Origin of the sequence: Comamonas sp. UBA7528 (genome assembly GCF_002479375.1) — a bacterium.
GTDB lineage: Bacteria > Pseudomonadota > Gammaproteobacteria > Burkholderiales > Burkholderiaceae_C > Comamonas.
Genome location: NZ_DLMU01000004.1, coordinates 104,511 through 127,078, shown reverse-complemented (window position 1 = coordinate 127,078; position 22,568 = coordinate 104,511). Strand labels below are relative to the sequence as shown.

General features: G+C 65.5%; 20 protein-coding genes. 10 read left to right on the top strand and 10 right to left on the bottom strand.

Annotated elements, in window-relative coordinates:
- The first annotated feature begins 35 nt into the window (after window positions 1-35).
- Window positions 36-989, top strand: coding sequence for a DMT family transporter (locus tag B3349_RS04695; RefSeq protein WP_291586845.1), 954 nt, complete (start codon window positions 36-38; stop codon window positions 987-989).
- 79 nt (window positions 990-1,068) lie between these two features.
- Here B3349_RS04695 and B3349_RS04690 read toward each other — a convergent pair whose 3' ends face one another.
- The 4 genes from B3349_RS04690 to tadA form a co-directional block, all read right to left on the bottom strand.
- On the bottom strand, window positions 1,069-1,527 hold the full coding sequence (locus B3349_RS04690; RefSeq protein ID WP_291586843.1) for a hypothetical protein: 459 nt from the start codon (window positions 1,525-1,527) through the stop codon (window positions 1,069-1,071).
- 65 nt (window positions 1,528-1,592) lie between these two features.
- A complete protein-coding gene (locus tag B3349_RS04685) occupies window positions 1,593-2,327 on the bottom strand; it encodes a sterol desaturase family protein (protein WP_291586841.1) in 735 nt (244 codons plus the stop codon).
- A gap of 88 nt (window positions 2,328-2,415) precedes the next feature.
- Window positions 2,416-3,477, bottom strand: a complete 1,062-nt coding sequence (locus tag B3349_RS04680; protein WP_291587229.1) for an LD-carboxypeptidase — start codon at window positions 3,475-3,477, stop codon at window positions 2,416-2,418.
- Between the two features lie 237 nt (window positions 3,478-3,714).
- Window positions 3,715-5,133, bottom strand: coding sequence for a tRNA adenosine(34) deaminase TadA (gene tadA, locus B3349_RS04675; protein WP_291586839.1), 1,419 nt, complete (start codon window positions 5,131-5,133; stop codon window positions 3,715-3,717).
- 398 nt (window positions 5,134-5,531) lie between these two features.
- On the opposite strand from tadA, the gene B3349_RS04670 reads away from it, so the two are divergent.
- On the top strand, window positions 5,532-7,544 hold the full coding sequence (locus B3349_RS04670; RefSeq protein ID WP_291586838.1) for a peptidase U32 family protein: 2,013 nt from the start codon (window positions 5,532-5,534) through the stop codon (window positions 7,542-7,544).
- A gap of 145 nt (window positions 7,545-7,689) precedes the next feature.
- Entirely contained in the window at window positions 7,690-8,517 is an 828-nt protein-coding gene (locus tag B3349_RS04665) for a 3'-5' exonuclease (protein WP_291586837.1), read from the top strand.
- 76 nt (window positions 8,518-8,593) lie between these two features.
- Here the strand turns inward: B3349_RS04665 and B3349_RS04660 are convergent, their stop codons facing one another.
- A complete protein-coding gene (locus B3349_RS04660; RefSeq protein WP_291586836.1) occupies window positions 8,594-9,802 on the bottom strand; it encodes a GGDEF domain-containing protein in 1,209 nt (402 codons plus the stop codon).
- 283 nt (window positions 9,803-10,085) lie between these two features.
- Complete coding sequence (locus B3349_RS04655) at window positions 10,086-11,276, bottom strand: GGDEF domain-containing protein (RefSeq protein WP_291586835.1); 1,191 nt, start codon at window positions 11,274-11,276, stop codon at window positions 10,086-10,088.
- Between the two features lie 237 nt (window positions 11,277-11,513).
- Between B3349_RS04655 and B3349_RS04650 the strand changes: the two genes are divergently transcribed.
- The gene (locus B3349_RS04650) at window positions 11,514-12,791 is read left to right on the top strand and encodes an O-acetylhomoserine aminocarboxypropyltransferase/cysteine synthase family protein (RefSeq protein WP_291586833.1); all 1,278 of its coding nucleotides are present in this window, start codon (window positions 11,514-11,516) and stop codon (window positions 12,789-12,791) included.
- A gap of 324 nt (window positions 12,792-13,115) precedes the next feature.
- On the opposite strand, the gene B3349_RS04645 is transcribed toward B3349_RS04650, so the two are convergent.
- The gene (locus B3349_RS04645) at window positions 13,116-13,523 is read right to left on the bottom strand and encodes a GlcG/HbpS family heme-binding protein (protein ID WP_291586831.1); all 408 of its coding nucleotides are present in this window, start codon (window positions 13,521-13,523) and stop codon (window positions 13,116-13,118) included.
- Window positions 13,524-13,734: 211 nt separating this feature from the next.
- Here B3349_RS04645 and B3349_RS04640 point away from each other — a divergent pair, with 211 nt between their 5' ends.
- On the top strand, window positions 13,735-14,427 hold the full coding sequence (locus B3349_RS04640) for a Bax inhibitor-1/YccA family protein (protein ID WP_066534625.1): 693 nt from the start codon (window positions 13,735-13,737) through the stop codon (window positions 14,425-14,427).
- Window positions 14,428-14,539: 112 nt separating this feature from the next.
- Here the strand turns inward: B3349_RS04640 and B3349_RS04635 are convergent, their stop codons facing one another.
- The gene (locus B3349_RS04635) at window positions 14,540-15,442 is read right to left on the bottom strand and encodes a LysR family transcriptional regulator (RefSeq protein WP_291586829.1); all 903 of its coding nucleotides are present in this window, start codon (window positions 15,440-15,442) and stop codon (window positions 14,540-14,542) included.
- A gap of 115 nt (window positions 15,443-15,557) precedes the next feature.
- Here B3349_RS04635 and B3349_RS04630 point away from each other — a divergent pair, with 115 nt between their 5' ends.
- Genes B3349_RS04630 through B3349_RS04620 form a run of 3 tightly spaced genes read left to right on the top strand, consistent with a single transcriptional unit; the run spans window position 15,558 to window position 18,862 of the window.
- On the top strand, window positions 15,558-16,550 hold the full coding sequence (locus tag B3349_RS04630; protein ID WP_291586827.1) for a Bug family tripartite tricarboxylate transporter substrate binding protein: 993 nt from the start codon (window positions 15,558-15,560) through the stop codon (window positions 16,548-16,550).
- A 15-nt stretch (window positions 16,551-16,565) separates the two neighbouring features.
- Window positions 16,566-18,119, top strand: coding sequence for a M81 family metallopeptidase (locus B3349_RS04625; protein WP_291586825.1), 1,554 nt, complete (start codon window positions 16,566-16,568; stop codon window positions 18,117-18,119).
- Window positions 18,119-18,862, top strand: coding sequence for a sulfite exporter TauE/SafE family protein (locus tag B3349_RS04620; protein WP_291586824.1), 744 nt, complete (start codon window positions 18,119-18,121; stop codon window positions 18,860-18,862). The genes B3349_RS04625 and B3349_RS04620 overlap by 1 nt, the downstream gene beginning before the upstream one ends.
- Window positions 18,863-19,036: 174 nt before the next feature.
- Here B3349_RS04620 and B3349_RS04615 read toward each other — a convergent pair whose 3' ends face one another.
- Complete coding sequence (locus tag B3349_RS04615) at window positions 19,037-19,639, bottom strand: OmpW/AlkL family protein (protein ID WP_066534637.1); 603 nt, start codon at window positions 19,637-19,639, stop codon at window positions 19,037-19,039.
- Window positions 19,640-19,851: 212 nt separating this feature from the next.
- On the bottom strand, window positions 19,852-20,865 hold the full coding sequence (locus B3349_RS04610) for a DUF808 domain-containing protein (protein ID WP_291586822.1): 1,014 nt from the start codon (window positions 20,863-20,865) through the stop codon (window positions 19,852-19,854).
- Window positions 20,866-21,008: 143 nt separating this feature from the next.
- On the opposite strand from B3349_RS04610, the gene B3349_RS04605 reads away from it, so the two are divergent.
- Window positions 21,009-21,218, top strand: coding sequence for a hypothetical protein (locus B3349_RS04605; RefSeq protein ID WP_291586820.1), 210 nt, complete (start codon window positions 21,009-21,011; stop codon window positions 21,216-21,218).
- A 520-nt stretch (window positions 21,219-21,738) separates the two neighbouring features.
- Complete coding sequence (locus B3349_RS04600; RefSeq protein ID WP_291586818.1) at window positions 21,739-22,524, top strand: class I SAM-dependent methyltransferase; 786 nt, start codon at window positions 21,739-21,741, stop codon at window positions 22,522-22,524.
- The last annotated feature ends 44 nt before the right edge of the window (window positions 22,525-22,568 follow it).

Here is a 22,568-nt window from a genome sequence, read left to right as displayed (position 1 = left end):
TTTCGGCATCCATACCGCGCCGCACACTGCGCGGCATGTCACCACCTTCCTCCCCTTCTTCGGCCTGCAACACAGCGCTTGCGACCTCCACGCCACCCGGCGTCCACCGCGCCTCGGGGGCTGCTCCTTTTCTGTGGGGCAACGCGCTGCTGGGCAGCATCGGGCTGTTTCTGCACCAGGCCCAGGCCGGCGCACTGACCGCCAGCTGGGCGCGCAGCGCCTTCGGCCTGCTGGGGCTGACACTGTGGCTGCTGTGGCTCCGCCAGGGGACCCAGCTGCGGCTGACACGCCAAACCGCGCCCGGCGTGCTGGCGGCAGGCTCCCTGATGGTGCTGGCATGGGTCCTGTTCTTTGCTGCCATTCTCGCCACCTCCACCGGCATGGCCGTGGTGCTGTTCCATGTGCAGCCGCTGTGGCTGCTGCTGTGGAGCGCCATGCGCGGCCAGGAACGTATCAGCCACCAGCGGGTGGCGGCCGTGCTGCTGGCATTGCTGGGGCTGGTGCTGGCCACGGGCACGCTGTCGGCGCTGTGGCAAGACCAGGCCAACGCCCCCCACCCCGCTTACCTGCTGGGTGTGGCCCTGTGCCTGCTAGGCGCACTGTGCACCGCCGCCGTCACGCTGATCGCCCAGGGGCTGCAGCGGCACCAGCCGGTCAACGCCAGCACCCTGGCCTGGTGGCAATGCCTGCTGGGTACCGTGCTGCTGTGGGTCTGGCCGCTGCAGCACGGCTGGCCCGCATCGGGCGCCAGCTGGCTGTGGCTGGCCGCCCTGGGGCTGGTGCACACAGCCCTGGCCTATATGCTGATCTACGCCGGCATGGCCCGCCTGCCCACCAGCCGTGTGGCGCTGCTGCAGTACCTCTACCCTGCGGTGGCGCTGCTGATCGACGGGCTGCTGCTGGGCCAGCGCCTGGATGGCGGGCAATGGCTGGGCCTGGGCATCATCGCCTGCGCCGTGGTCTGGGCCGAACGGCAGACGGCGCGCTAGCCTTTACACCCGTCCGGAAGCCTGGTGCGGCACGCCAGCGCGCCGCCTCCAGCGGTATCCGACACACACCAGGCAGGTATCAGCTGGCGTCCGCTGGCTTGCGGCTCCCTTGGCTTGCCGCAATTCCCCTTTGTACACGGGCGTGGTAGACCGTCAACCGGCTGATTCCCAACTGGGCGGCCACCTTGGCGTCAGATGCTGTGCCCAGCAGGGCCACGGCCTCGGGTGTCCAGTCGTAGGCAGCAGTAGCAGCCGTGGCACCAGAGGCCGGGGCAATGACCAGCTCCCTGCGTTTGGCGACCACGCTGGCCTTGCTGATGCCCAGTTGCTGCGCCACGGCCGCATCCGGCTGCTGACCCAGCAGCGCCAGGGCTGTGGGCGTCCACTGGAAATGCCCCGCAGCGGGAATCCCCAGCGCATTGCGCTTGAGGTTGACCGTCTTGGCCGATGTGCCCCAGCGCTCGGCCAGCACGGCGTCTTTTTCCTGGCCCAGCAGGGCCAGCATCGCGTCAGTCCATTGCAATGCGGCTTTGCCCATGCGGTGTCTGTCCTGTGTGGAAGAATGGAAAGCAAAGGATGCGGCGCGCCACGCGCCAGCACCCTTCAGCGTTTTTTGTGCACATCCTGCCAGCGCAGCATGTCGCTGATGCGCGCGGCTTTTTCGTCGTCAAAGCCCAGGCGCTGCACGCGCTCGGGCGGGTTGGCCCAGGTGCCGAACAGCAGGTCCCAGATCGGCAGGCCGTAGTTCTGCGCATGGTGGCCATGCTGGTGGTGCACGGTGTGCATCTCCGGACGCTGCACCAGGTAACCCACCCAGCGCGGCGTGCGGATGTCCGCGTGCAGAAACAGGTCGAAGGCACCGGTCAGTCCGATGGCGAACGCCGCCGCCAGCGGGCTGGCGCCCAGCACCCAGTAGCTGGACAGCGCACTCAGCAGCACCGCTGCTGCCGTGTCCATGGGGTGGGCGTAGAAAGCGGTCAAGGCCTCCACCCGGGGCGCACTGTGGTGCAACTGGTGGAACACCCGCCACAGCAAATCGGAGCGGTGCGTGGCACGGTGCCACCAGTAAAAGACAAAGCTGGTCAGCCCGAAGCTGGCCAGGCCCACCAGCGGCGCGGGCCAACGCTGGCCCACATCGAACAGCGCCACAGCGCGGATGCTGTCCGAGAACCAATGTCCCACCAGCAAGGTGACCAGCAGCGTGCTGCAGGCCAGCGCGCTGGACATCAGCAGCCAGCGCCGGTCACAGTGGTTGCGCGATGCAGGGGCAATCACCTCCCGGCTGAAGATTCCCACGAACACCAGCGCCAGCAGCGGATAGGCCGCAAATTCCCACATCGATTGCTCCCTCTGAACCATCCATCACACCACGCCCACCCACGGGCTCTCAGCCGGGGCAGGCGCCCACGCCAGCCCCGAAAGACATTCAGTGGGTATGCCCCCAGTAGATCAGAGCATCACGCCCTTCGACCGACAGCGACACCTGCGCCCCAACGGGCAGCAGCACCTTGGTGGGTACATGGCCAAACGGCAGGCCTTGCAGCACCGGGCGCTTGAGCTGCATGCGCAGCCAGTCGATCACGGTCTGCAGCTTGAAGCCCTTGTCATGGGTGTTGAGCTTGAACTCGGTGAACTGACCCAGCACGATGGCCTTCTGCTTTTGCAGCACCCCGGCCAGCAGCAACTGGTTCAGCATGCGCTCGATCTTGTAGGGGTGCTCACCCACATCTTCCAGGAACAGCACCCCACCTTCGATCTGCGGGAAATATGGCGTGCCCAACAGGGACACCAGCACCGCCAGGTTGCCGCCCCACAGCGTGGCGCCGCCAGGCACATAGAAGTCCTTGAGCTGGGGCTTGCCATTGGGCAGTTCGCCCACCTTGGGCATCTGCCAGCCGGCGCCCTCGCCCTGGCCGCTGAGCAGATCGGCAAAGCAGTCGAGCATGATGTCATCCACCTCGCCGCCATCGCTGGTGTCCACACCGAAGTCGGCATTGACCACCGGGCCCGCCCAGGTCGTGGCGCCCGTCTGGGCCAGCATGGCCAGCTGAAAGGCGGTGAAATCGCTCAGACCCACGAATCGCGTGCCCTTGGCAATGGCCTTGGCTACGGTCTTGTACTTGATGCCCGGCAGGATGCGGGTGAGGCCGTAGCCGCCGCGCGAGATCAGGGCCACATCGGCCCCGCTGGCGGCCGCGCGGTGGATGGCGGCCAGGCGGGTGGCATCGTCACCGGCAAAGCGCTGGCTGCTGGCCAGTGCATCGGCATCCACTTCCACCTGGTGTCCCATGGCTTCCAGCTGCCGGATGCCGCGCTTGAATGCGGCCTTGTCGCGCACCGCGCCCGAGGGCGAGTACACATAGATATGTTTGGGACCGTGGCTGTGGTCGTGGCCGCAGCAGCTGCCGTCGGCCGCATGCACATGGTCGGCATGGCCGTGATCGTGATGGCTGTCATGCCCGCAGTCTGCACCGCAGGCATGCCCCATGCCCAGGCCCTGCGCCGGTGTCTGCACCGCGGTATAGGCAGGAACAGCGGCCGCCGGTGCCACCGTGGTCGGGGTCTTGCGGGAGGATGGGCTGGGAGAGGTTCCGGTGGATTTGCGGGTGGTCGCCAAAGCTTGTCCGCACCCCAAGCAGGCGGTGCGCTCCGTGAAAAGGGGAATGCGAGAGAGGGTCTTGCCACAGCAGCAAGGCACCCACGCCGCGCAGGCACGGCCTGCGGGCTACGGACGGAAGTATTCCACAGCGCAGCGTGCGCCGCCGTCTGCCTGCGGCCGGCCCCAGTCCAGACCGGGGTTGGACGGCATGGCGTGCGGGTGCCCGGCCAGCGCAGGCAGCGCCTGCTTCCAGGCGGCCTCGTACTCGGATGCGCTGCACACTGGCTGCGGCATCGCTGCCTGCGGCGTGCGGGTGACCCAGCAGCGGCCCTGCGCCAGCCAGTCGTGCAGCAACCCGGCCGGCACAGCGGGCAAGGCGGTGCGGCACTGTGGCGCCGCCTGCAGTGCCGCGCGGTGACCGGCCGCCGCAAACGGGGCATCGAATGCTGCCTGTTCCGCCGCCGTGGGGGCCAGCCCCCACGCCTGCTGTAGCTGCGCCCCCACCGGCCACCGGGGCTTGCGGGCGGCCTGCAACTGCCAGTCCGCCCAGGCCGGGGGCAAGGCGTCCACAGGCCATACATCGTGCAGCCAGGCGCCCACAAAGCGCTGCGGCTGCTGGCTGGCCACGGCCAGCCCCAGCGGGGCGGCATCGCCCTGCCCCAGCAGCACAGCGTGGTGCACATCCAGTGCGTCCACCCATTCCTGCAACAGCTGCTGGTGCCAGGCGGCGCTGTGGGCCTGGGGCTTTTTGGGCTGATCGCTGCGGCCCCAGCCCGGCAGGTCCGGTACGACCACACGGTGGCCTGCGGACAGAAAAGCGGGAATCAGGTGGCGAAAGGCCCAGCCCCACCCCGGGCTGGCGGCCAGGCACAGCCAGGTCAGCGGGGCGTCGTGCGGCCCCTCGTCCACAGCGGCCAGGCGCAGTCCCTGTCCGCTGGGCAGGTCGTTGCGGTAGCGGGGCTGCCAGGGCCAGTCGGGCAGATCGGCAAACGCACGGTCGGGCACGCGCAGCGCGGTATCTGGCAGCGGGTGCACGGCCGCCGCCCGGTGTGCCTGACGCCGCTGCTGGAAGAACCGGCCCAGCAAGGCGGCACACTCCTCGGCCAGCACACCGCGCAGCACCTCGGTCTGGTGGTTGATGGCGGGGTAGCCGAACACGTTTAGCACCGAACCCGCCGCACCGGTCTTGGGCTCGGCGGCGCCATAGACCAGCCGACCCACGCGCGCGTGCAGCATGGCACCACTGCACATGGTGCATGGCTCCAGCGTCACATACAGGGTACAGCCTTCCAGACGGTAATTACCCAGGCGGCGTGCCGCATCGCGCAGCGCCTGCACTTCGGCATGGGCCGTGGGGTCGCCACTGGCAATCGGGGCATTGCGGCCTTCCCCCACGATCTGGCCCTGGTACACGACCACGGCACCCACAGGCACCTCGCCCGCCTCCGCCGCCTGCTGCGCCAGGCGCAGAGCATGGCGCATCCAGTGGGCGTGATCGAAAGCGGCGTCAGAGGCGTCGGGGGGGAGCGGAGGCGAAGCAGGCATGTGCCGGCGATTATCCCCGCCCGGCCTGGAGCCTGCATGTGCCAGTGGGCACAAAAAAAGGGCGCCCGAAGGCGCCCGTCAAGCTTATTGAAAGAGACAGTGGTCCGGCCACGGCCCGCGACAGGCAATGTCCTCAGCGCGCCTCCCCTCCCCCTGGACAGTGACGGTCTGCAGACCAGGCAAGCAGACCGTCAACACCGCAATGGGCTCTCTTGGGCACACCGGGCACCGCCTGTCAGAGGCTGCGGCCGGCACCACTCCACCCGCGAAGGTGGCAATGCCACTGTAGGTAAATCTTGTACACGTGCACATCCCTGGTTTTTGGTATTTTTGCCGATGAACGGTCAATTCCCCGCTTTCGCCCGCTGCCTGCATGGCCCTGGGATAATCCGCGCCCTATGTCCCTCCTGCCCCACCAGCTCGAACTCCTGTCCCCGGCCCGCGACGCCGATATCGGCATTGAAGCCATCAACCATGGCGCGGATGCTGTCTACATCGGCGGCCCGGCCTTTGGCGCACGCGCCACCGCAGGCAATGACATCCGCGACCTGGAGCGGCTCATCCAGCATGCCCACCGTTTTGGCAGCCGCATCTTCATCACGCTCAACACCATCCTGCGCGACGATGAACTGCAGGGCGCGCGCGACATGGCCTGGCAGATCTACAACGCAGGAGCTGATGCGCTGATCATCCAGGACATGGGCCTTCTGGAGCTGGATCTGCCCCCCATCCAGCTGCACGCTTCCACCCAGACCGATATCCGCACCCCCGAAAAGGCGCGGTTTCTGCAGGATGCGGGCCTGTCCCAGATCGTGATTGCACGCGAGCTGGATTTGCAGCAGATTGCCGCCGTGCGCGCCGCCACCGACCCGGCCCGCACCACGATCGAATTCTTTGTGCACGGTGCGCTGTGCGTGGCCTATTCCGGCCAGTGCTTCATCAGCCACGCCCACACAGGCCGCAGCGCCAACCGTGGCGACTGCAACCAGGCCTGCCGCCTGCCCTATGAGGTGACGGATGCCGGCGGCCGCATCATTGCGCACGAAAAGCATGTGCTGTCCATGAAGGACAACAACCAGAGCGATAACCTGCGCGCCCTGATCGACGCCGGGGTGCGCAGCTTCAAGATCGAGGGCCGCTACAAGGACATGGGCTATGTGAAGAACATCACGGCCCACTACCGCAAGCTGCTGGACGAAATCATCGAAGAGCGCGAGTTCTCCGACCAGCCGCTGGCGCGCTCCTCCTCCGGGCGCACCACGTTCACGTTCGAGCCCGATCCCGACCAGAACTTCAACCGCGAGTTCACCGACTACTTTGTCAACGGCCGCAAGGACGACATCGGCGCCTTCGACACCCCCAAGACGCCCGGCCGCGCCATTGGCTGGGTCACCCAGGTGGGCGACAAGTGGTTCGAAATCGAAGCCAGCGACAAGGCCTCCGAGCTGCACAACGGCGACGGCCTGTGCTACTACGACCTGCAAAAGGAACTGGTGGGCGTGCACATCAACCGTGCCGAATGCGTGCATGCCAAGAAAGGCATCTGGCGCGTCTTTCCCAAAAACGAGATTGCCGAGTTCAAGGACCTGCGCAAGGGCCTGGAAATCAACCGCAACCGCGATATGGACTGGGTGCGCACACTGGAGAAGAAGTCCAGCGAACGCCGCATCGGTCTGTGGGCCGAATTCAAGGAAACCGCGGCGGGCTTTGCGCTGACGCTGACCGACGAAGACGGTTTCACCGCCACCGCTGGCATCGAACAGGCCCACCAGGCCGCCACGGACACGGCCAAGGCCGAAGCCACGCTGCGCGAACAACTGGGCCGCTTTGGCGCCAGCATCTTCGCGGTCAACGACATCGCGCTGAGTGTCAGCCAGCCTTGGTTTGTGCCCGCTTCAGCCCTGAACCAGCTGCGCCGCGATGCACTGGCCGGGCTGGAACAGGCCCGCGCCGACGGCCTGATCCGCCTGCCGCGCGCCAAGCCGATGGAGCCGCCAGCCCCCTTCCCCGAGGACACGCTGAGCTATCTGGCCAATGTGTTCAACCAGAAGGCACATGACTTCTATGTAAAGCATGGCGTGAAGGTGGTGAACGCCGCTTACGAAAGCAAGGAAGAAGAAGGCGAAGTCTCGCTGATGATCACCAAGCACTGCGTGCGCTTCTCCATGAGCCTGTGCCCCAAGCAGGCCAAGGGCGTGATCGGCGTCAAGGGCACGATCAAGGCCGAGCCGCTGCAGCTGATCAACGGCAAGGAAAAGCTCACGCTGCGCTTTGACTGCAAACCCTGCGAGATGCACGTGGTGGGCAAGATGAAGAAATCGGTGCTGAACCAGCATGCCAAGGAAATGCAGGAACACCCGATGCAGTTCTACCGCACACGCCCCGCGCCGCTGCCCAAGCCCCAGGCCTGACTAGCCTCTCCCGGTGAAGGCCGTACGCGCGCCACAGCGAAGCGCGCAAGCAGCTCTGCGGGCGACAACGCCACCAACCCAGGCTGCCCGGCCGCCCGCGCATGTGCGCGGCGGCGGCCCGGTGCAGCTGCGACAATTGCGCACCATGCCCCGCCTCAAGCCGCCCACCAAAGAAGAAAGCCTGCTGCTGCCTGCGTTCGCAGCCCTGCCGGACAACGCCATTCACCTGCCCGCCACCGAGGCCGAATTTGCCGCCGCCCGCACGGCCCTGCTGGCCCAGACCGCGCTGGGTTTTGATACGGAAAGCAAGCCCATCTTCAGCACCCAGCAGGTCGACACCGGCCCGCACCTGGTGCAACTGGCGACCACGGATGCGGCCTGGCTGCTGCAGCTGCACCATCCACAGGCACTGGAGTTGGCCCGCGAACTGCTGGCCCACCCTGGCATCTGCAAAGTGGGTTTTGGCCTGGACAACGACAAAGCCACCCTGCCGCACCGCCTGGGCTGTGAACTGCACAACGTGGTGGACCTGGACCGGGTGTTCAAACAGTACGGTTACGGCAACAGCACCGGTGTGCGTGCGGCGGTGGCGCTGGTACTGGGGCAGAACTTCCACAAGTCCAAGAAGATGTCCACCTCCAACTGGGCGGCGCGCCAGTACAGCCCCGGCCAGTTGCGCTATGCGGCCAACGATGCCCACGGGCCGGCCGTGGTCCATGCCGCCCTGCCCGCCTGGCAGTCCCGCCAACCCGCGCCTGCAACGGCCCGCCCGCCCCGGCCCCCTCGCGCATCCCGTGCACCCGGGTCGGACCCCATGCAGTCCGCCCCACCAGCGCCCACACGGCAGCCATCGTCCGAGCCCCAGCCCGCCGCCCTGGCACCACCATCTGGCACACAAGGCCCGCAAAGCACGCAAGGTGCAGCTCCCGTCCGCAGCCGCATTGCAGCGCTTTTCCAGCCCCGCCGAGGCTGAGCCGGACCGGCTCCTGAGGATTGCAAGCCCTGCAGGCCTTTGAGCCGCGGTATGGACAGCGATCCGCGCTGTGGTGTCAGCGTTTCAGCGCCTGAAAATCGTTCAGCACCGAAGGCGGCAGCAGACGGTCCACATGCACGCGATTGCGACCAGCCTGTTTGGCCTCGTACAGCAAGGCATCGGCGCGGGACAAGGCCTTGGTCAGGTGCAACAGGCTATGGACAGGGGCAATGCCAAAGCTGACCGTCACCTGCTGGCCATTGGGCAGACAGGGTCCCTGGGGCGACGCCATCTGCTGGCGGATGCGCTCCACCACGCCTTCCGCGTCGTCCAGGCTGGCCCGCTGCAGCAGCAGCACAAATTCTTCGCCGCCAAAGCGTGAAACCAGATCGCCGGCACGCACCTGCTGCAACATCACCTGGCTGACGGACTGCAACACCTGGTCGCCACAGGCATGTCCCCAGCTGTCGTTCACCCGTTTGAAATGGTCGATATCCCCCGCCACCACCGCCCAGGGTGCCACACGGCGGTCGTTCAGCACGCCTTCGGCAGCCTCCATGAAAGCGCGGCGGTTGAGCAGGCGGGTCAGCGGATCGCGGTTGCGCTCCTCGCGCAGCGTGGTGAACACATCACGCACCACGCAGGCCAGCAGCACCAGCGAAAACCACAACGTGAACAGCAAGGTGCCCGCCAACGTCAGCAGCCAGTAGCCCGAGCGGGTGAGTTCACCCACATGCTCGACGGGTACCACCAGCCACACGCCCAGCGGGCGCAGCAGCGTATAGGAAGCAAAGAAGAAATAGGTCCAGCGCAACGCGGTTTCCAGCCGGTCCCGAGCGCGCTGTCCACGCAGCAGGCTGTGTGTGGGCAGGAACTGCAGCACACCCACCCCCACGTTCAGCCACTGCACCCGTGCCCACAGGTCGTCATCGACGTAGGAGAAGTAATACAGCACGGCCAGCGTACCCACCACGGCCAGCCCCCCCACCCAGCGGTTGATGTGCGCCTGGCCACAGCGCAACGCCATGCCCTGCGCCAGCCCCCAGGCCCCTGCCAGGTACAGCACGGCGGTGGCCAGCGACCACCGGCCCAGCTGGGCATTGGTCATCAGGCTTTGCGCGCCCAGCGCCAGCGCCGGCAGCACATAGCCGGCCGCCATCCACAGCAGAAACCGCGCACGGGTCTGGTTGCGTTGCACCCACCAGCAGGCCAGCAGCACGCCGCCCAGCAAGATCACGCAAGCGGGTGCAATCAAGGCAAAGTACTGGTCAGCAGGCAGATTCACAGGCAATGCGGGCGGTGGAAAAAGGGGCACAGGCTTTGTAAGCCCTATGTATCTGAGTGTATCTTTGCGCAAGAGTGCCCTGCCGCATCTGCCTTTGATCTTGTACAAGTGCACATTGGCGTCGGCGCCCATTCCCCGGGCGAGTCCTGGCGCGGTCGCAGCCCCTGTCAGCGCGCCAAGAATCTGCAGGCTTTGGACGCCTCAGCGCCCTGCAGCAAAGCACAAGCAGCTCTTTTTTCAAGAGCGATCGCCACCGCCATTCATTGCTCCGCCGTCAGTCCGATTATGGCGCCACCATGCCGGCAGCCTGGGCTTCGGCGTCCACCCGCACCCGGTTGCGACCGGCCTGCTTGGCCTCATACAACAGGGCATCGGCACGCGACAGGGCCTTGCTCAGGTGCTCCAGGCTCTGTACCGGAGCAATGCCAAAGCTGACCGTCACCCGCCGGCCATTGGGCAGGCCAGGCACATCGGCCGACTCCAGCTGCTGGCGCACGCGCTGCACCACGCTTTCGGCATCCAGCAGGCTGGCACGCTGCAGCAGCAACACAAACTCCTCACCGCCAAAGCGCGCCACCAGATCGCCTTGGCGCACCTGCTGCTGCAGCACCAGGCTGATTTGCTGCAGCACCCGGTCACCGCAGGCATGGCCCCAGTTGTCGTTGACCTGCTTGAAGTGGTCGATATCGCCCACCACCACGGCCCAGGGACCGCTGCGGCGGTCGCGGAGCACTCCCTCGGTGGTCTCCATGAACGCCCGGCGGTTGAGCAGCCGGGTCAGCGGGTCACGGCTGCGCTCTTCATGCAGCTGGGCAAACACATCGCGCACCGTGCAGGCCACCACCAGCATGGTGAACCACAGCGCAAACAACAGTGTCCCTGCCAGCGTGATCAGCCAATAGCCCGAGCGCGGAATGTCGTTGCCCTGCAATCCCGGCACCAGCAACATGATCAGCAAGGGCCGCACCATGGTGTAGCAGGCAAACACCAGAAAGGACATGCGCAGGGCCCGCTCCAGCCGGTTGCCCGGCAGCTGGCTGCGCAAAATGCCGCGCATGGGCAGGATCTGCATCAGACCCAGGCCGGCATTGAGCCAGTGCATGCGCACCAGCAGCCTGTCCTGCACATGGCCGTAGTAGTACAAAGCGGCCAGCACCACCATGGCGATCAGCAGCGCCGTGCGCGGGTGGGCCGATTTCCCATAGCGCCCGGCAATGCCACGCGCCAGCGACCACGCGCCCCCCAGGTACAGCACCCCGGTCACGGGGGCCCAGAAGGCGAACTGCGCGCTGTCCAGCAGGCTCTGCCAGCCCAGGCCAATGGCGCTGAGCGCATAGCCCGCAGCCAGCCACAGCAGATAGCGCTGCTGGCGTTGCTGGCGCAGTACTCCCCAGCACACCACCAGTGCCGCTGCCAGCAGCAGCACGCACAGCGGTACCAGGAGTGCGAAATAGCGGTCGGGCAGAGAGAACACCGATGCAGGGCCTGCACAGAAGTAAGAAGGTAAACAAGTGTATCCAAGTGCTGCCACCCATCCGGAAAGACCGTGGGGCCAGCACCATAAGCACATAGCTAAAGCTTGGTTCGTTCTGCGCAGGGCCCCTTGCATAATCGCCGCAGCTATGCCGGACCAGCGGTCACAGCAGGCCCTCGCGGCCGGTGCGATCCCCGGGTCCTTCCCTTTTTCGCAGACCACCAGAAAGAGACATCCATGCGCCTCGAGACCCTTGCCGTTCACGCCGGTTACGCCCCCGACCCCACCACCAAGGCCGTGGCTGTGCCCATCTACCAGACGGTGGCCTACGCATTCGACAGCGCCCAGCATGGCGCCGATCTGTTCGACCTGAAGGTGCCGGGCAATATCTATACCCGCATCATGAATCCCACCACCGACGTGCTGGAAAAGCGCGTTGCGGCCCTGGAAGGCGGCATTGCCGCATTGGCCTTGGCATCGGGCATGGCCGCCATCACTGCCGCCATCCAGACCCTGGCCGAAGCCGGCGACAACATCGTGTCTGCCAGCACGCTCTATGGCGGCACCTACAACCTGTTTGCCCACACCTTTCCGCAGCAAGGCATCGAGGTGCGCTTCGCCGATCCGCGCGATCCGGCCAGCTTCGGCAAGCTGATCGACAGCAAGACCAAGGCCGTGTTCATCGAATCCATCGGCAATCCGCTGGGCAACGTGACCGACATCCGTGCACTGGCCGATGTGGCCCACCAGCATGGCGTGCCGCTGATCGTGGACAACACCGTGCCCTCGCCCTATCTGCTGCGTCCGTTTGAGCATGGCGCCGACATCGTCGTGCACTCGCTGACCAAATACCTGGGCGGCCACGGCACCAGTGTGGGTGGTGCCATCGTGGACAGCGGCAAGTTCCCATGGGCCGAGCACAAAGCCCGCTTCAAGCGCCTGAATGAGCCCGACGTGAGCTACCACGGCGTGGTCTACACCGAAGCCCTGGGCCCCGCGGCCTTCATCGGCCGCGCCCGCGTGGTGCCGCTGCGCAACATGGGTGCGGCCATCTCGCCGCAAAACGCCTTCCAGATCCTGCAAGGTATTGAAACCCTGGCCCTGCGCATGGACCGCATCTGCGAAAACACACAGAAGATTGCAGAAACGCTGCAAAACCACCCCAAGGTGGAATGGGTGCGCTATGCCGGCCTGAAAGACCATCCCGACCACGCCATCGTGCAAAAGCAGTCGGGCGGCCGCGCCTCGGGCATTCTGTCGTTCAGCCTCAAGGGCAGCGAAGGCCGTGCCGCCGGAGCCCGCTTCCTCGACGCCCTGCAACTGTTCACACGCCTGGTGAACATCGGTGATGCCAAGTCGCTGGCCACCCACCCGGCTTCGACCACCCACCGCCAGCTGGACCCCGCCGAGCTGGCCAAGGCCGGCGTGACCGAAGGCATGGTGCGCCTGTCCGTGGGCATTGAGCACATCGACGACCTGCTGGCCGATCTGGAGCAGGCCTTGGCCCAGGTCTGAGAGCACCTGCGGCCCATCCCTCCCAAAAAAGGAGCGCTTCGGCGCTCTTTTTTATGATTGATCGTGCCTCAGACTGGCATCCGCCACGCCAGCCACGCCCGTCAATCTCGCCTGCGGACTGCCGGATGAAGCTGCCGTGGGCTTGCCTGGCATGCAGTGGGCATCGGACGGCCTTCCGGACACGCACACCACCCCGGCCGCAGCCGGCCATGCCCCCCGCCTCCCAAAGGCCCCACCAATAAAAAGAGCGCCGAAGCGCTCTTTTTATAGACGCCGGTGCGCCTGGAAGCGCACAGCAGCCTGCGGGGTGGAAACCCGGGCTTCTTACAGCGCCAGGGCTGCAATACCGGCGCTGGCCACTTGTGCGTCTTCGCTGGCCTTCACTCCGGACACGCCCACGGCGCCCAGCACCTGGCCGTCCTTGACGATGGCCACGCCACCTTCCAGCAGGCCATCGACAAACGGCGCGCTCAGGAAAGCGGTGCGGCCATTGTTGATCATGTCCTCAAAAGCCTTGGTGTCCTTGCGGCCCACGGCGGCAGTGCGGGCCTTTGCAGGCGAGATGTGCGAGGAGATGGGTGCGGCGCCGTCCATGCGCTGCAGCCACAGCAGGTGGCCGCCATCGTCGACGATGGAGATGGTCACAGCCCACTTGTTCTTGAGGGCCTCTGCCTCGGCGGCGGCGGCGATCTTCTTGACGTCGGAGAGTTCGAGTTCGTGCTTGGTCTTCATGGTCTGTAAGGCAGATATTTGCGCTGAGTAGGAAGCAACCAGCATAATGTGCAAACCCGGACCGAAAGCGACCCTGAGCGCAAAACATTACAACCTAAAAATGCCCAGGTCCATCCACGGGTGCCAGCGCATGGCCCTTGCGCTTTCCTTCCTCCACCCTCATATTCACTGGACTGCCTGAACGGCAGCCACACACAGGAGAAACCTATCCATGAATGATCACGTCACCTCTTGGGACACTGCTGGCGTTGCCATCTCGCAGCAGCAGCGCCACAAGGTGCTGCGCAACACCTACTGGCTGCTGGCGCTGAGCCTGCTGCCCACCGTGCTGGGCGCCTGGATCGGCGTGTCCACCGGCATCACCCGCTCGCTCTCCGGCGGCCTGGGCCTGATCGTGTTCATGGTCGGTGCCTTCGGCTTCATGTTCGCGATCGAAAAGACCAAGAACTCCGCCGCCGGCGTGCCCGTGCTGCTGGCCTTCACCTTCTTCATGGGCCTGATGCTCTCGCGCATGATTGCCATGGTGCTGGGCTTCAAGAACGGCTCCGAGCTGATCATGACCGCCTTTGCGGGCACGGCCGGCGTGTTCTTCGTGATGGCCTCGCTGGCCACCGTGATCAAGCGCGACCTGTCGGGCATGGGCAAATGGCTGTTCGTCGGCGCCATGGTGCTGCTGGTGGGCTCGGTCATCAACGTGTTCGTGGGCTCCACGGCCGGCATGATGGCCATTTCGATGCTGGCCATCGGCATCTTCTCCGCCTACATGCTGTATGACCTCAAGCAGATCATCGACGGCGGCGAAACCAACTACATCAGCGCCACACTGTCGCTGTACCTGGACATCTTCAATGTGTTCCAGAGCCTGCTGGCCCTGCTGGGCATCATGGGCGGCGAGCGCGAATAAGCGCCGCACCGGCCACCCTCTGCATGCGCAGAGGGCCTCACACCCAGGCACGCTATGGCGTGCCTTTTTTGTGGGCGTTTACCATGCGTTGGCAACCAACCAAGCACGCCACTCACCCTGCCGGCTGCACCCCGCATTGCGCCAGAATCAGTGCCTTGATCCGCTCGGCCGCGGGGGGCAGCGCATGCGCACGCTGCCAAATCAGGTTCAGGTGCGTGCGCAGCCCGGCATCCTGCAGCGGCACCAGTGCGGGAAGGCCTTGCACGCCCAGTTGCGCAAAGCTTTCGGGGGCAAACGCCACGCCCAGCCCTTTTTGCACCATCAACAGCATGGGCAAGGTCTCCACGCCCCAGTACGCCACTTCCGGGGTGAATCCGGCCTGCTGGCAGGCGCGCAGCAACATGTCCGAAATGCCCGTACCCAGCAGTGAGCTGTGCAGCAGAAAGCGTTCATGGCGCAGCGCCGCCAGCGGCACCTGCGCGTGTTCGCACAGCGGGTGCTGTGGAGGCAGCGCCACCCGCAGCGGCTCGTTCATGATCTCCAGGTTCTGCAGCTCCGGCGCCGTGTACTGGCTGCGGCAGATGATCAGATCCAGGCTGCGCTCCCGCAAACGCTGCAGCATGTAGCCCGTCTCGCCCTCGTGCACATGCACGGTGATCTTCAGATCACACGCCATCAGTTGCTCCATCACTCGGGGCATCAGAAACAGGCTGGCCGCCGTGGCACAGCCTATGTGCACGGTGCCACGCGATCCCTGTTCTGCCTCGCGCAGCTCACGCCGCACGGCCTGCAAACTGGCCTGCAATGCCTTGGCACGCAGATAGAACAGCTCTCCCGTGGCGGTCGGCACCAGGCGATGGCCGCTACGGTCGAACAGACTCACTTTCAGCTCTTCCTCCAGCTTGCGCAGCAAGATGCTCAAAGGCGGCTGGGTCATGTGCAGGCGCTCGGCCGCAGCCGACACACTGCCTTGCTCGTAAACCGCGACAAAGCATTTCAGACGGTGCTCATCCATATAGTTTTTATATAAACAATAGACCTTATATATATTAGACCTTATCGACATGCGTTTCTATACTCCGCCGCGTTGCCTACCTCGCATACCGGCAATACATAACAAGGAGACACGCATGCACCCCTCTCGCCGCCAGATTGTTGGCCTGGCCCTCACCACCTGCCTCGCCCCCGTGCTGGGCATGTCCGCTGCCCACGCGCAAACCGACTGGCCCCGCCGCACCATCAAGGTGGTAGTGCCCTACCCGCCAGGCGGCACGGCCGACGTCATGGGCCGCCTGGTGGCCCACAAGCTGGGCAAAGCCTTCCCCAAGGTGAGCGTGGTGGTGGAGAACGTCACCGGTGGTGCCACCGTACCCGGCGCCCTGGCCGTGATGCGCGAGCCGGCAGACGGCCACACCGTGTTCCTGGCCAGCGACAACACGCTGAACATCAACCGCTGGTTGCTCAAGGACGCGCGCTATGACGGCGACCGCGACTTCACCCCGGTGACCGTGCTCAATACCTACCCGCACTGGCTGATCGTCAATGGACAGGGGCCTTACAAGAGCCTGGACGAGCTGGTGCAGGCCATCCAGGCCCGGCCTGGCAAGGTGTCCATCAGCGTCAACACCATTGGCGGAGCCGCCTATCTGGCCCTGGACAGCTGGCGCCGCGAAAACGGACTGAAGTTCGAAATCGTGCCCTACCGCGGATCGCCCCCTGCCGTGGCCGACCTGATCGGCGGCCACACCGATGCGCATGTGGACGTGGTCGGCTCCTCCGTCGCCCACGCCCGCAGCGGCCGCGTGCTGCCCGTGGCCGTGCTGCAAAGCCGCACACTCAAGGAATTTCCCAAGGCCGCAGCCCAAAGCGACCAGAACCCCAAGGCGCTGAGCGTGCAGTCCAACCTGTCCGTGGTCATGCGCAGCGGCACGCCCCAGCCCGTCATCGACAAGCTCTACGACATCCTCAAGGCCGGCGCCAAAGAGGAGGACTTCACCAGGACCATGGACATGCTCTGCCTGGACGCCGTGCTGCTGGAACCCGCCAAAGCCAGGGCCTTTTTGCAGCAGGAAACCCGGCGCTACGGGGCGCTGGTCGAGAAATCGGGTCTGGAAAAACAATAAGCAACGGGCTGACACATGAAATTCGTCATTGCACTGATTCGCCACGAAACCAACACCTTCTCGCCCGTACCCACGCAGCTGAGCGACTTTCGCCGCGGTACCACCTCGAACGGCCCCGCCTACGGCGATGCCGCCCGCATGGCCTGCGAGGGCACCAACAGCGCTGCTGCCGCCTACCTCGATCTGGCCCGCGACATGGGCGCTGACGTGGACTTTGCCGTCTGCGCCAACGCGGTGCCCAGCGGCCTGGTGACACGCGAAGCCTTCGAGCACCTGTGCGACACCGTGGTGCACAGCGCCGAGCAAGGCTGCGATGCCATCTTGCTGGACCTGCATGGCGCCATGGTGGTGGACGGCTATGCCGACGCCGAAGGCGAGTTGCTGCGCCGCCTGCGCGCCTGCACCCCGGCAGGCCTGCCGATCGGCGTGGCCCTGGACTTCCATGCCAACTTCAGCCGCGAACTCATCCGCCACGCCACGGCCATCGCCGGCTACTGCACCTACCCGCATGTGGATGTGTACGAAACCGGGGCCCGCGTGGGCCGCAGCATCCGCGCGCTGCTGGAGCGCCGCAGCGCCCCGGTGCTGCTGTGGCGCCGCCTGCCCATGCTGACGCATATGCTGCGCCAGACACCGGCCATGCAGCCCATGAAAGACATCATGGACCGCGCCATGCAGGCGGAGCGTGACGGCGAGGTCTGCAACGCCTCGGTGTTTGGCGGTTTTCCGCTGTCCGACATTCCCTGCGCCGGCTTCTCCGTGGCCATCGTGACCGAGCGCGATCGCCTGGCACAGGGCCAGCAACTGCTGGACGAGCTGTGCACCCTGGCCTGGGCGCGCCGCGCGGACTTTGTCTTTCCCGCCGCGCCAGTGGCCGAATCGATTGCCCAGGCCAAGCGCCTGCCGCAGGGCCCGGTGATCCTGGTGGACCACGGCGACAACTGCGGCGCCGGCGGCACCACCGACATCATGGCGGTGCTGCAGGAAGTGCTGGCACAGGGCCTGGAAGATGTGGTGGCGGGCCCGTTCTGTGACCCGGCCAGCGTGGCCACGCTGTTTGAAGCCGGCGTGGGTGCCGAAGTGACGCTGGATGTGGGCGGCAAGACCGACATGCCCGCCTTGCAGCTACAAGGCCAGCCGCTGCGGCTGTGCGGCGTGGTGGAGCGGCTGACCGATGGCGACTACACCGTCACCGGCCCCATGTACACCGGCATGCGCCTGAGCCTGGGCCGCACGGCCGTGCTGCGTGTGGGCACGGTGCGCATCTTCATCTCCGAGCGCCCGCAGGAACCCTACGACACCGGCGTCTTCACCCACGCCGGCGTGGATCCGGCCCAGGCCAGGTACGTGCTGCTCAAATCGCGCCAGCATTTCCGCGCCGGCTTTGAGCCATTTGCCAGGCACATCGTGCTGGTCAGCGGTCCGGGAGTCTGCAGCTCGGACTACAGCCTGTTCCCCTTCCGGCAACTGCCCCGTCCGATGTACCCGCTGGATGCCGATGCCGGGCTGGAGCAGGCAGAGAGCTGGCCCGCTGCAATGCCGCCCATGGCCTCTGGCGCTGTGGCCTGATGCCCGAGCTGCTCTACCCCGCCGCCGTCGTGCTGGCGGGTTATGTGGTGCTGGGCATCACCGGCTTTGGCTCGGCCCTGGTCGTCGTGCCTTTGCTGGCCTGGCATTGGCCGCTGCCGGAGGTGGTGGCCCTGACCCTGCTGCTGGATGTGCCTGCATCCCTGTTGCACGGTGGGCTGAATCTGCGCAAGGTGAACACGGCCGAACTGCGCCGCCTGCTGCCGGGCGTAGTCGCCGGCGCCCTGGCCGGCCTGTGGCTCAGCCAGGTGCTGTCGGCGCGCTGGCCTTTGCTGGTGCTGGGGGCTTATGTGGCCGCCGTGGGCCTGCACGCACTGCGCGCCGCTCCGGCCCCTCTGCGTACGGGCAGCGCAGCCTCCACCCCTTGGGCTGCGGCCATGGGTGGCGCCATCGGCCTGGTGGAAATGCTGTTTGGCACTGCCGGCCCCTTGGTCGTCGCCTGGCTCAGCCGGCGACTGCCCGACATGCAGGCCCTGCGTGCCACCACACCGGTGGTGATTGCCGCCAGCGCGTGCACCGTGCTGCTGACCATGGGCGCATCCGGGCGCCTGTCACAGGCCGAACTGTGGCAGCGCTGGCTGCTGCTGATGGGCGTGGCCGTCGCCGGCGTGCTGCTGGGCAATCGCTTGGCACGCTGTGTTTCCCCTGGCGCATTGCGCCGAGTGATCTGCGGACTGCTGGTGGTCAGCGGGCTGTGCCTGGTCGGTCAGGCGCTGGGCAGCTGAAGCCCACACTGCGCCGGCCTCCCCTCAGAAAGCAGCCGTCCGGTCTGAACTCCAGCCCATCACCGGCATGCGAAGGGCATTCCCGATCGGACAAGCCGATGCCTGCGAAGCAGGGTGAACGCATAAAAAAACCGCTGCCAAGGCAGCGGTCTTTGAAAGGATCCAGCGTACAGCTTAGAAGCGGTAGCCCACGCCCACGCCGACCAGCACGGGGTCAACCTTCAGGGTGCCGATCTTCGAGCCAGCCAGGCTCACGTCGGTCTTGAGGTAGAGCTTCTTCACGTCAAAGTTGATGGACCAGTTCTTGTCCAGCGCATAGTCGAAACCCACTTGCAGGGCACCACCCCAGCTGTTGCGCTTCACGTCGGCAGCGCCGTCAGCAATGTCCACGCTGGAAAAGCGGGTGTAGTTGATACCAGCGCCCACATAAGGCTTGAAGGCACCGAAGTTGGTGAAGTGGTACTGGGCCAGCAGGGTGGGAGGCAGGTGCTTCAGGGTACCGATCTTGCCGCCCAGTGCGCTGGAACGCACGTCATGCTTCTGGGGGTAGGTCAGGATCAGCTCTGCAGCGATGTTCGGCGTGAAGAAGTAAGAGATGTCGAACTCGGGCATCGTCTTGTTGTTGATCGACAAGCCCAGACCGGTGGAGTCCTTGTTAGCGCTGTCCAGGTGAACGGCGCGCACGCGCACCATCCAGTTGCCGTCTTGCTGCTGCGCCATTGCAGCACCGGAGGTCAGGGCAGTCAGAGCGGCAATTGCCAGCAGAGTCTTCTTCATCTTGGTGTTTCCTTTGGGTCACTGAATCGGGGTGATTTCCCCTTGGACTTGATTGAAACAAAGTGCTGACAACTGGCATTTGCCCTAGCTCAAGCTTTTTCCAGCCCTGTGCGGCACCCGCACAGTGCGTTGCACAGCCGCAACACTCCAAGACAGTGCAACACCCAAGCGGCCCCAGCCTCCCACAGCAGGGCCACACCACAGGCCCTGGTTCAGTGTGCAGGCTGCGTACCGCGCAGCCGGTGCCACAGGTGCACCACCACCACCACCAGGCCGCCGATCACGGCCCCCACCCCCACATGCACCAGCAAAGGGACGATGGCCGCCGCCGCGCTGCCCAAAGGTTCGATATGGGTGTGCAGCCAGTGCTCAATGGGTGCCATGCCATGCACCAGCAGACTGCCGCCCACTAGGAACATGGCCACCGTGCCCACAATGGACAGGCCGCGCATCAGCCACGGCGTGGAAGCGATCAGCCCCCGGCCCAGCCCTTGCAGAGCCGCACCGGGCTTGCGCATCAGCCATTCGCCCACATCGTCCATCCGCACAATGCAGGCCACGATGCCGTAGACAAACACCGTGATCGCCAGCGCCACGGCCACCAGCACCGTGAACTGTTCCCACAGCGGCTTGGCCGACACCGTGCCCAGCGCAATGGCCATGATTTCGGCCGACAGAATGAAGTCCGTGCGCACGGCGCCTGCGACTTTTTCCTTTTCATAGGCCACCGGATCCATGGCTTTTGCGCGGGCAGCATGCACCGATGACGGAGCTACCCCCTTCTCAGCCGCCTCCTGGGCGTCGTGCACCGCCTCCTGCACATCATGCTGCTGGCGCTTGTGCAGCATCTGCAGCACCTTCTCCACACCTTCGAAGCACAGAAAGGCGCCGCCCACCATCAGCAGCGGGGTGATCAGCCAGGGTACAAACGCGCTGATCAACAGTGCCGCAGGCACCAGAATGGCCTTGTTCAGCAGCGAACCCTTGGCCACGGCCCAGACCACCGGCAGTTCGCGGTTGGCACGCACGCCCGTCACCTGCTCGGCATTCAACGCCAGATCGTCGCCCAGCACCCCGGCCGTCTTCTGCATCGCCACCTTGCTCTGTGTGGCCACGTCGTCCAGGATGGCCGTGCTCTTGCCCGCCGCCGTCTTGCTCATCAGCGCCACGTCATCCAGCAGCGTGGCGATATCGTCCAGCAACATCAACAGACCTGCACCCGCCATCACACGCCCCCGTTGGTTTCGATATCCGCCATCATGCCTTCAAACGGCGCTGCTGCGGCGGCTCGACGCTGCCAGGCAACCCGCCTCCGCACGCTTGCGGCGTTTTGCCGTGACAATGGGCGCCCCATTGAACGAGACATCCTGTGACCCAACCCATCGCACACGCAGAACTGATCGCCAGCTACCGCAAAGTCGCGGCCGAAGCCGCTCGAAAGGCGGAACTGGTGAAGGCCGCGGCCTCCAAAGGCCCCAGAACCATCGCAACCGTCAGCGAAACCGCAGCCAAAGCAGCCCGCCGCCGTGATGTGCTGGCAGCCAAACTCGCCAAGCTCGGGGTGGTGCTGGTGGACTAGACCCGGTCCGGCACAGTCCCGCACTGCGCGTGCGCGACGCATGACCGCCAGCCATGGGCAGGGCCGCAGGCACAAAGCCCGCCGTGCCCTTATCAAAAGCCCCGCAGCTTTCACACTGCGGGGCTTTTGCTTGCGACGCATCCCGGATGCCGGATCACCCCAGCCACTTGCGCACATTGCGCCATACACGCCTGCCGGCAATCCTGCCATCTTTGGCATGGCCACCCGGGTCTGAGTGGCCGCATCGTCCAGGACGGACGTGCTTTTGCCAGCCTCCGTTTGGTCATCCGTGCAATATCGTCCCCCAAGGCCGCCACACCGCCGAACAGCATGGGCAAGCCCAGCCCTGCCATGGCGTGTCTTTTCAAGGCGACTGCCGGTGGTGGAACACGGGGCATGTTCCGCAACGTGCTTTCCCCACACCAAGGACATTCGCTGCCAGGTGTCCGGTTTTGCCATTCACACCGCATACTGCAGACACCTTCACTTGAGCGGCTGCCGTTTTGACGCGCCGCACCCCATGCCCGGGTATCTGACCAAACAAGAGTCCATTCACATCGATGGCGCGCAGGACATGCAAATTCGCTCCCTGCTGGACCGGCAACAATTCTTCGACCCCGACGGCGCCGCACTGCGCCTGGGCATCTCGGATGCCATCTGGCCGCTGTTCGGTCTGCTATGGCCCTCCGGCAGCGAGCTGGCCAACCACATGGCACAGCAGCCCGTGATCCAAGGCCGGCGCATTCTGGAGCTGGGCTGTGGACTGGGTCTGGCCAGCCTGGTGTGCCACCGTATGGGGGCGGACATCACGGCCAGCGATTGCCACCCGCTGGCAGGTGACTTTCTGAAAGAGAACCTGCGCCTGAACGACCTGCCGCCCATGAAATACCGCGCGGGCCAATGGGGGGCGCTGGAATCGATTGCCGCAGCAGCCGAAGCCACCGCCCATTTCGATGCAGCTGCCCAGACCACCGCTTTGGCGGGTAGCTCGCCGGGCGGCTTTGTTGCACCCGTGGCAGATCTTCCAGTGCATGGGGTGTTCGATCTCATCATCGGCAGCGACCTGCTGTACGAACGGGATCAGTTTGCGCGCCTGCCCAACTACATCTGCGAGCATGCCAGCGCCAGCGCGCAGATCTGGATCATCGACCCTGACCGCGGCAACCGCGCCGCCTTCAGCCGCCAGATGGCCGAACGCGGCTATGGCGTGACGGAAACCCGGCTGGACCGCACGGAGACCGAACTGCAAGCAGGCTACAAAGGGCGTTTGCTGGTGTATGCCAAACCACCACGCCCAATGCAATAGCCACTCGTGCTCATCCAATTAACACTGCACGTCCCAAACACAGC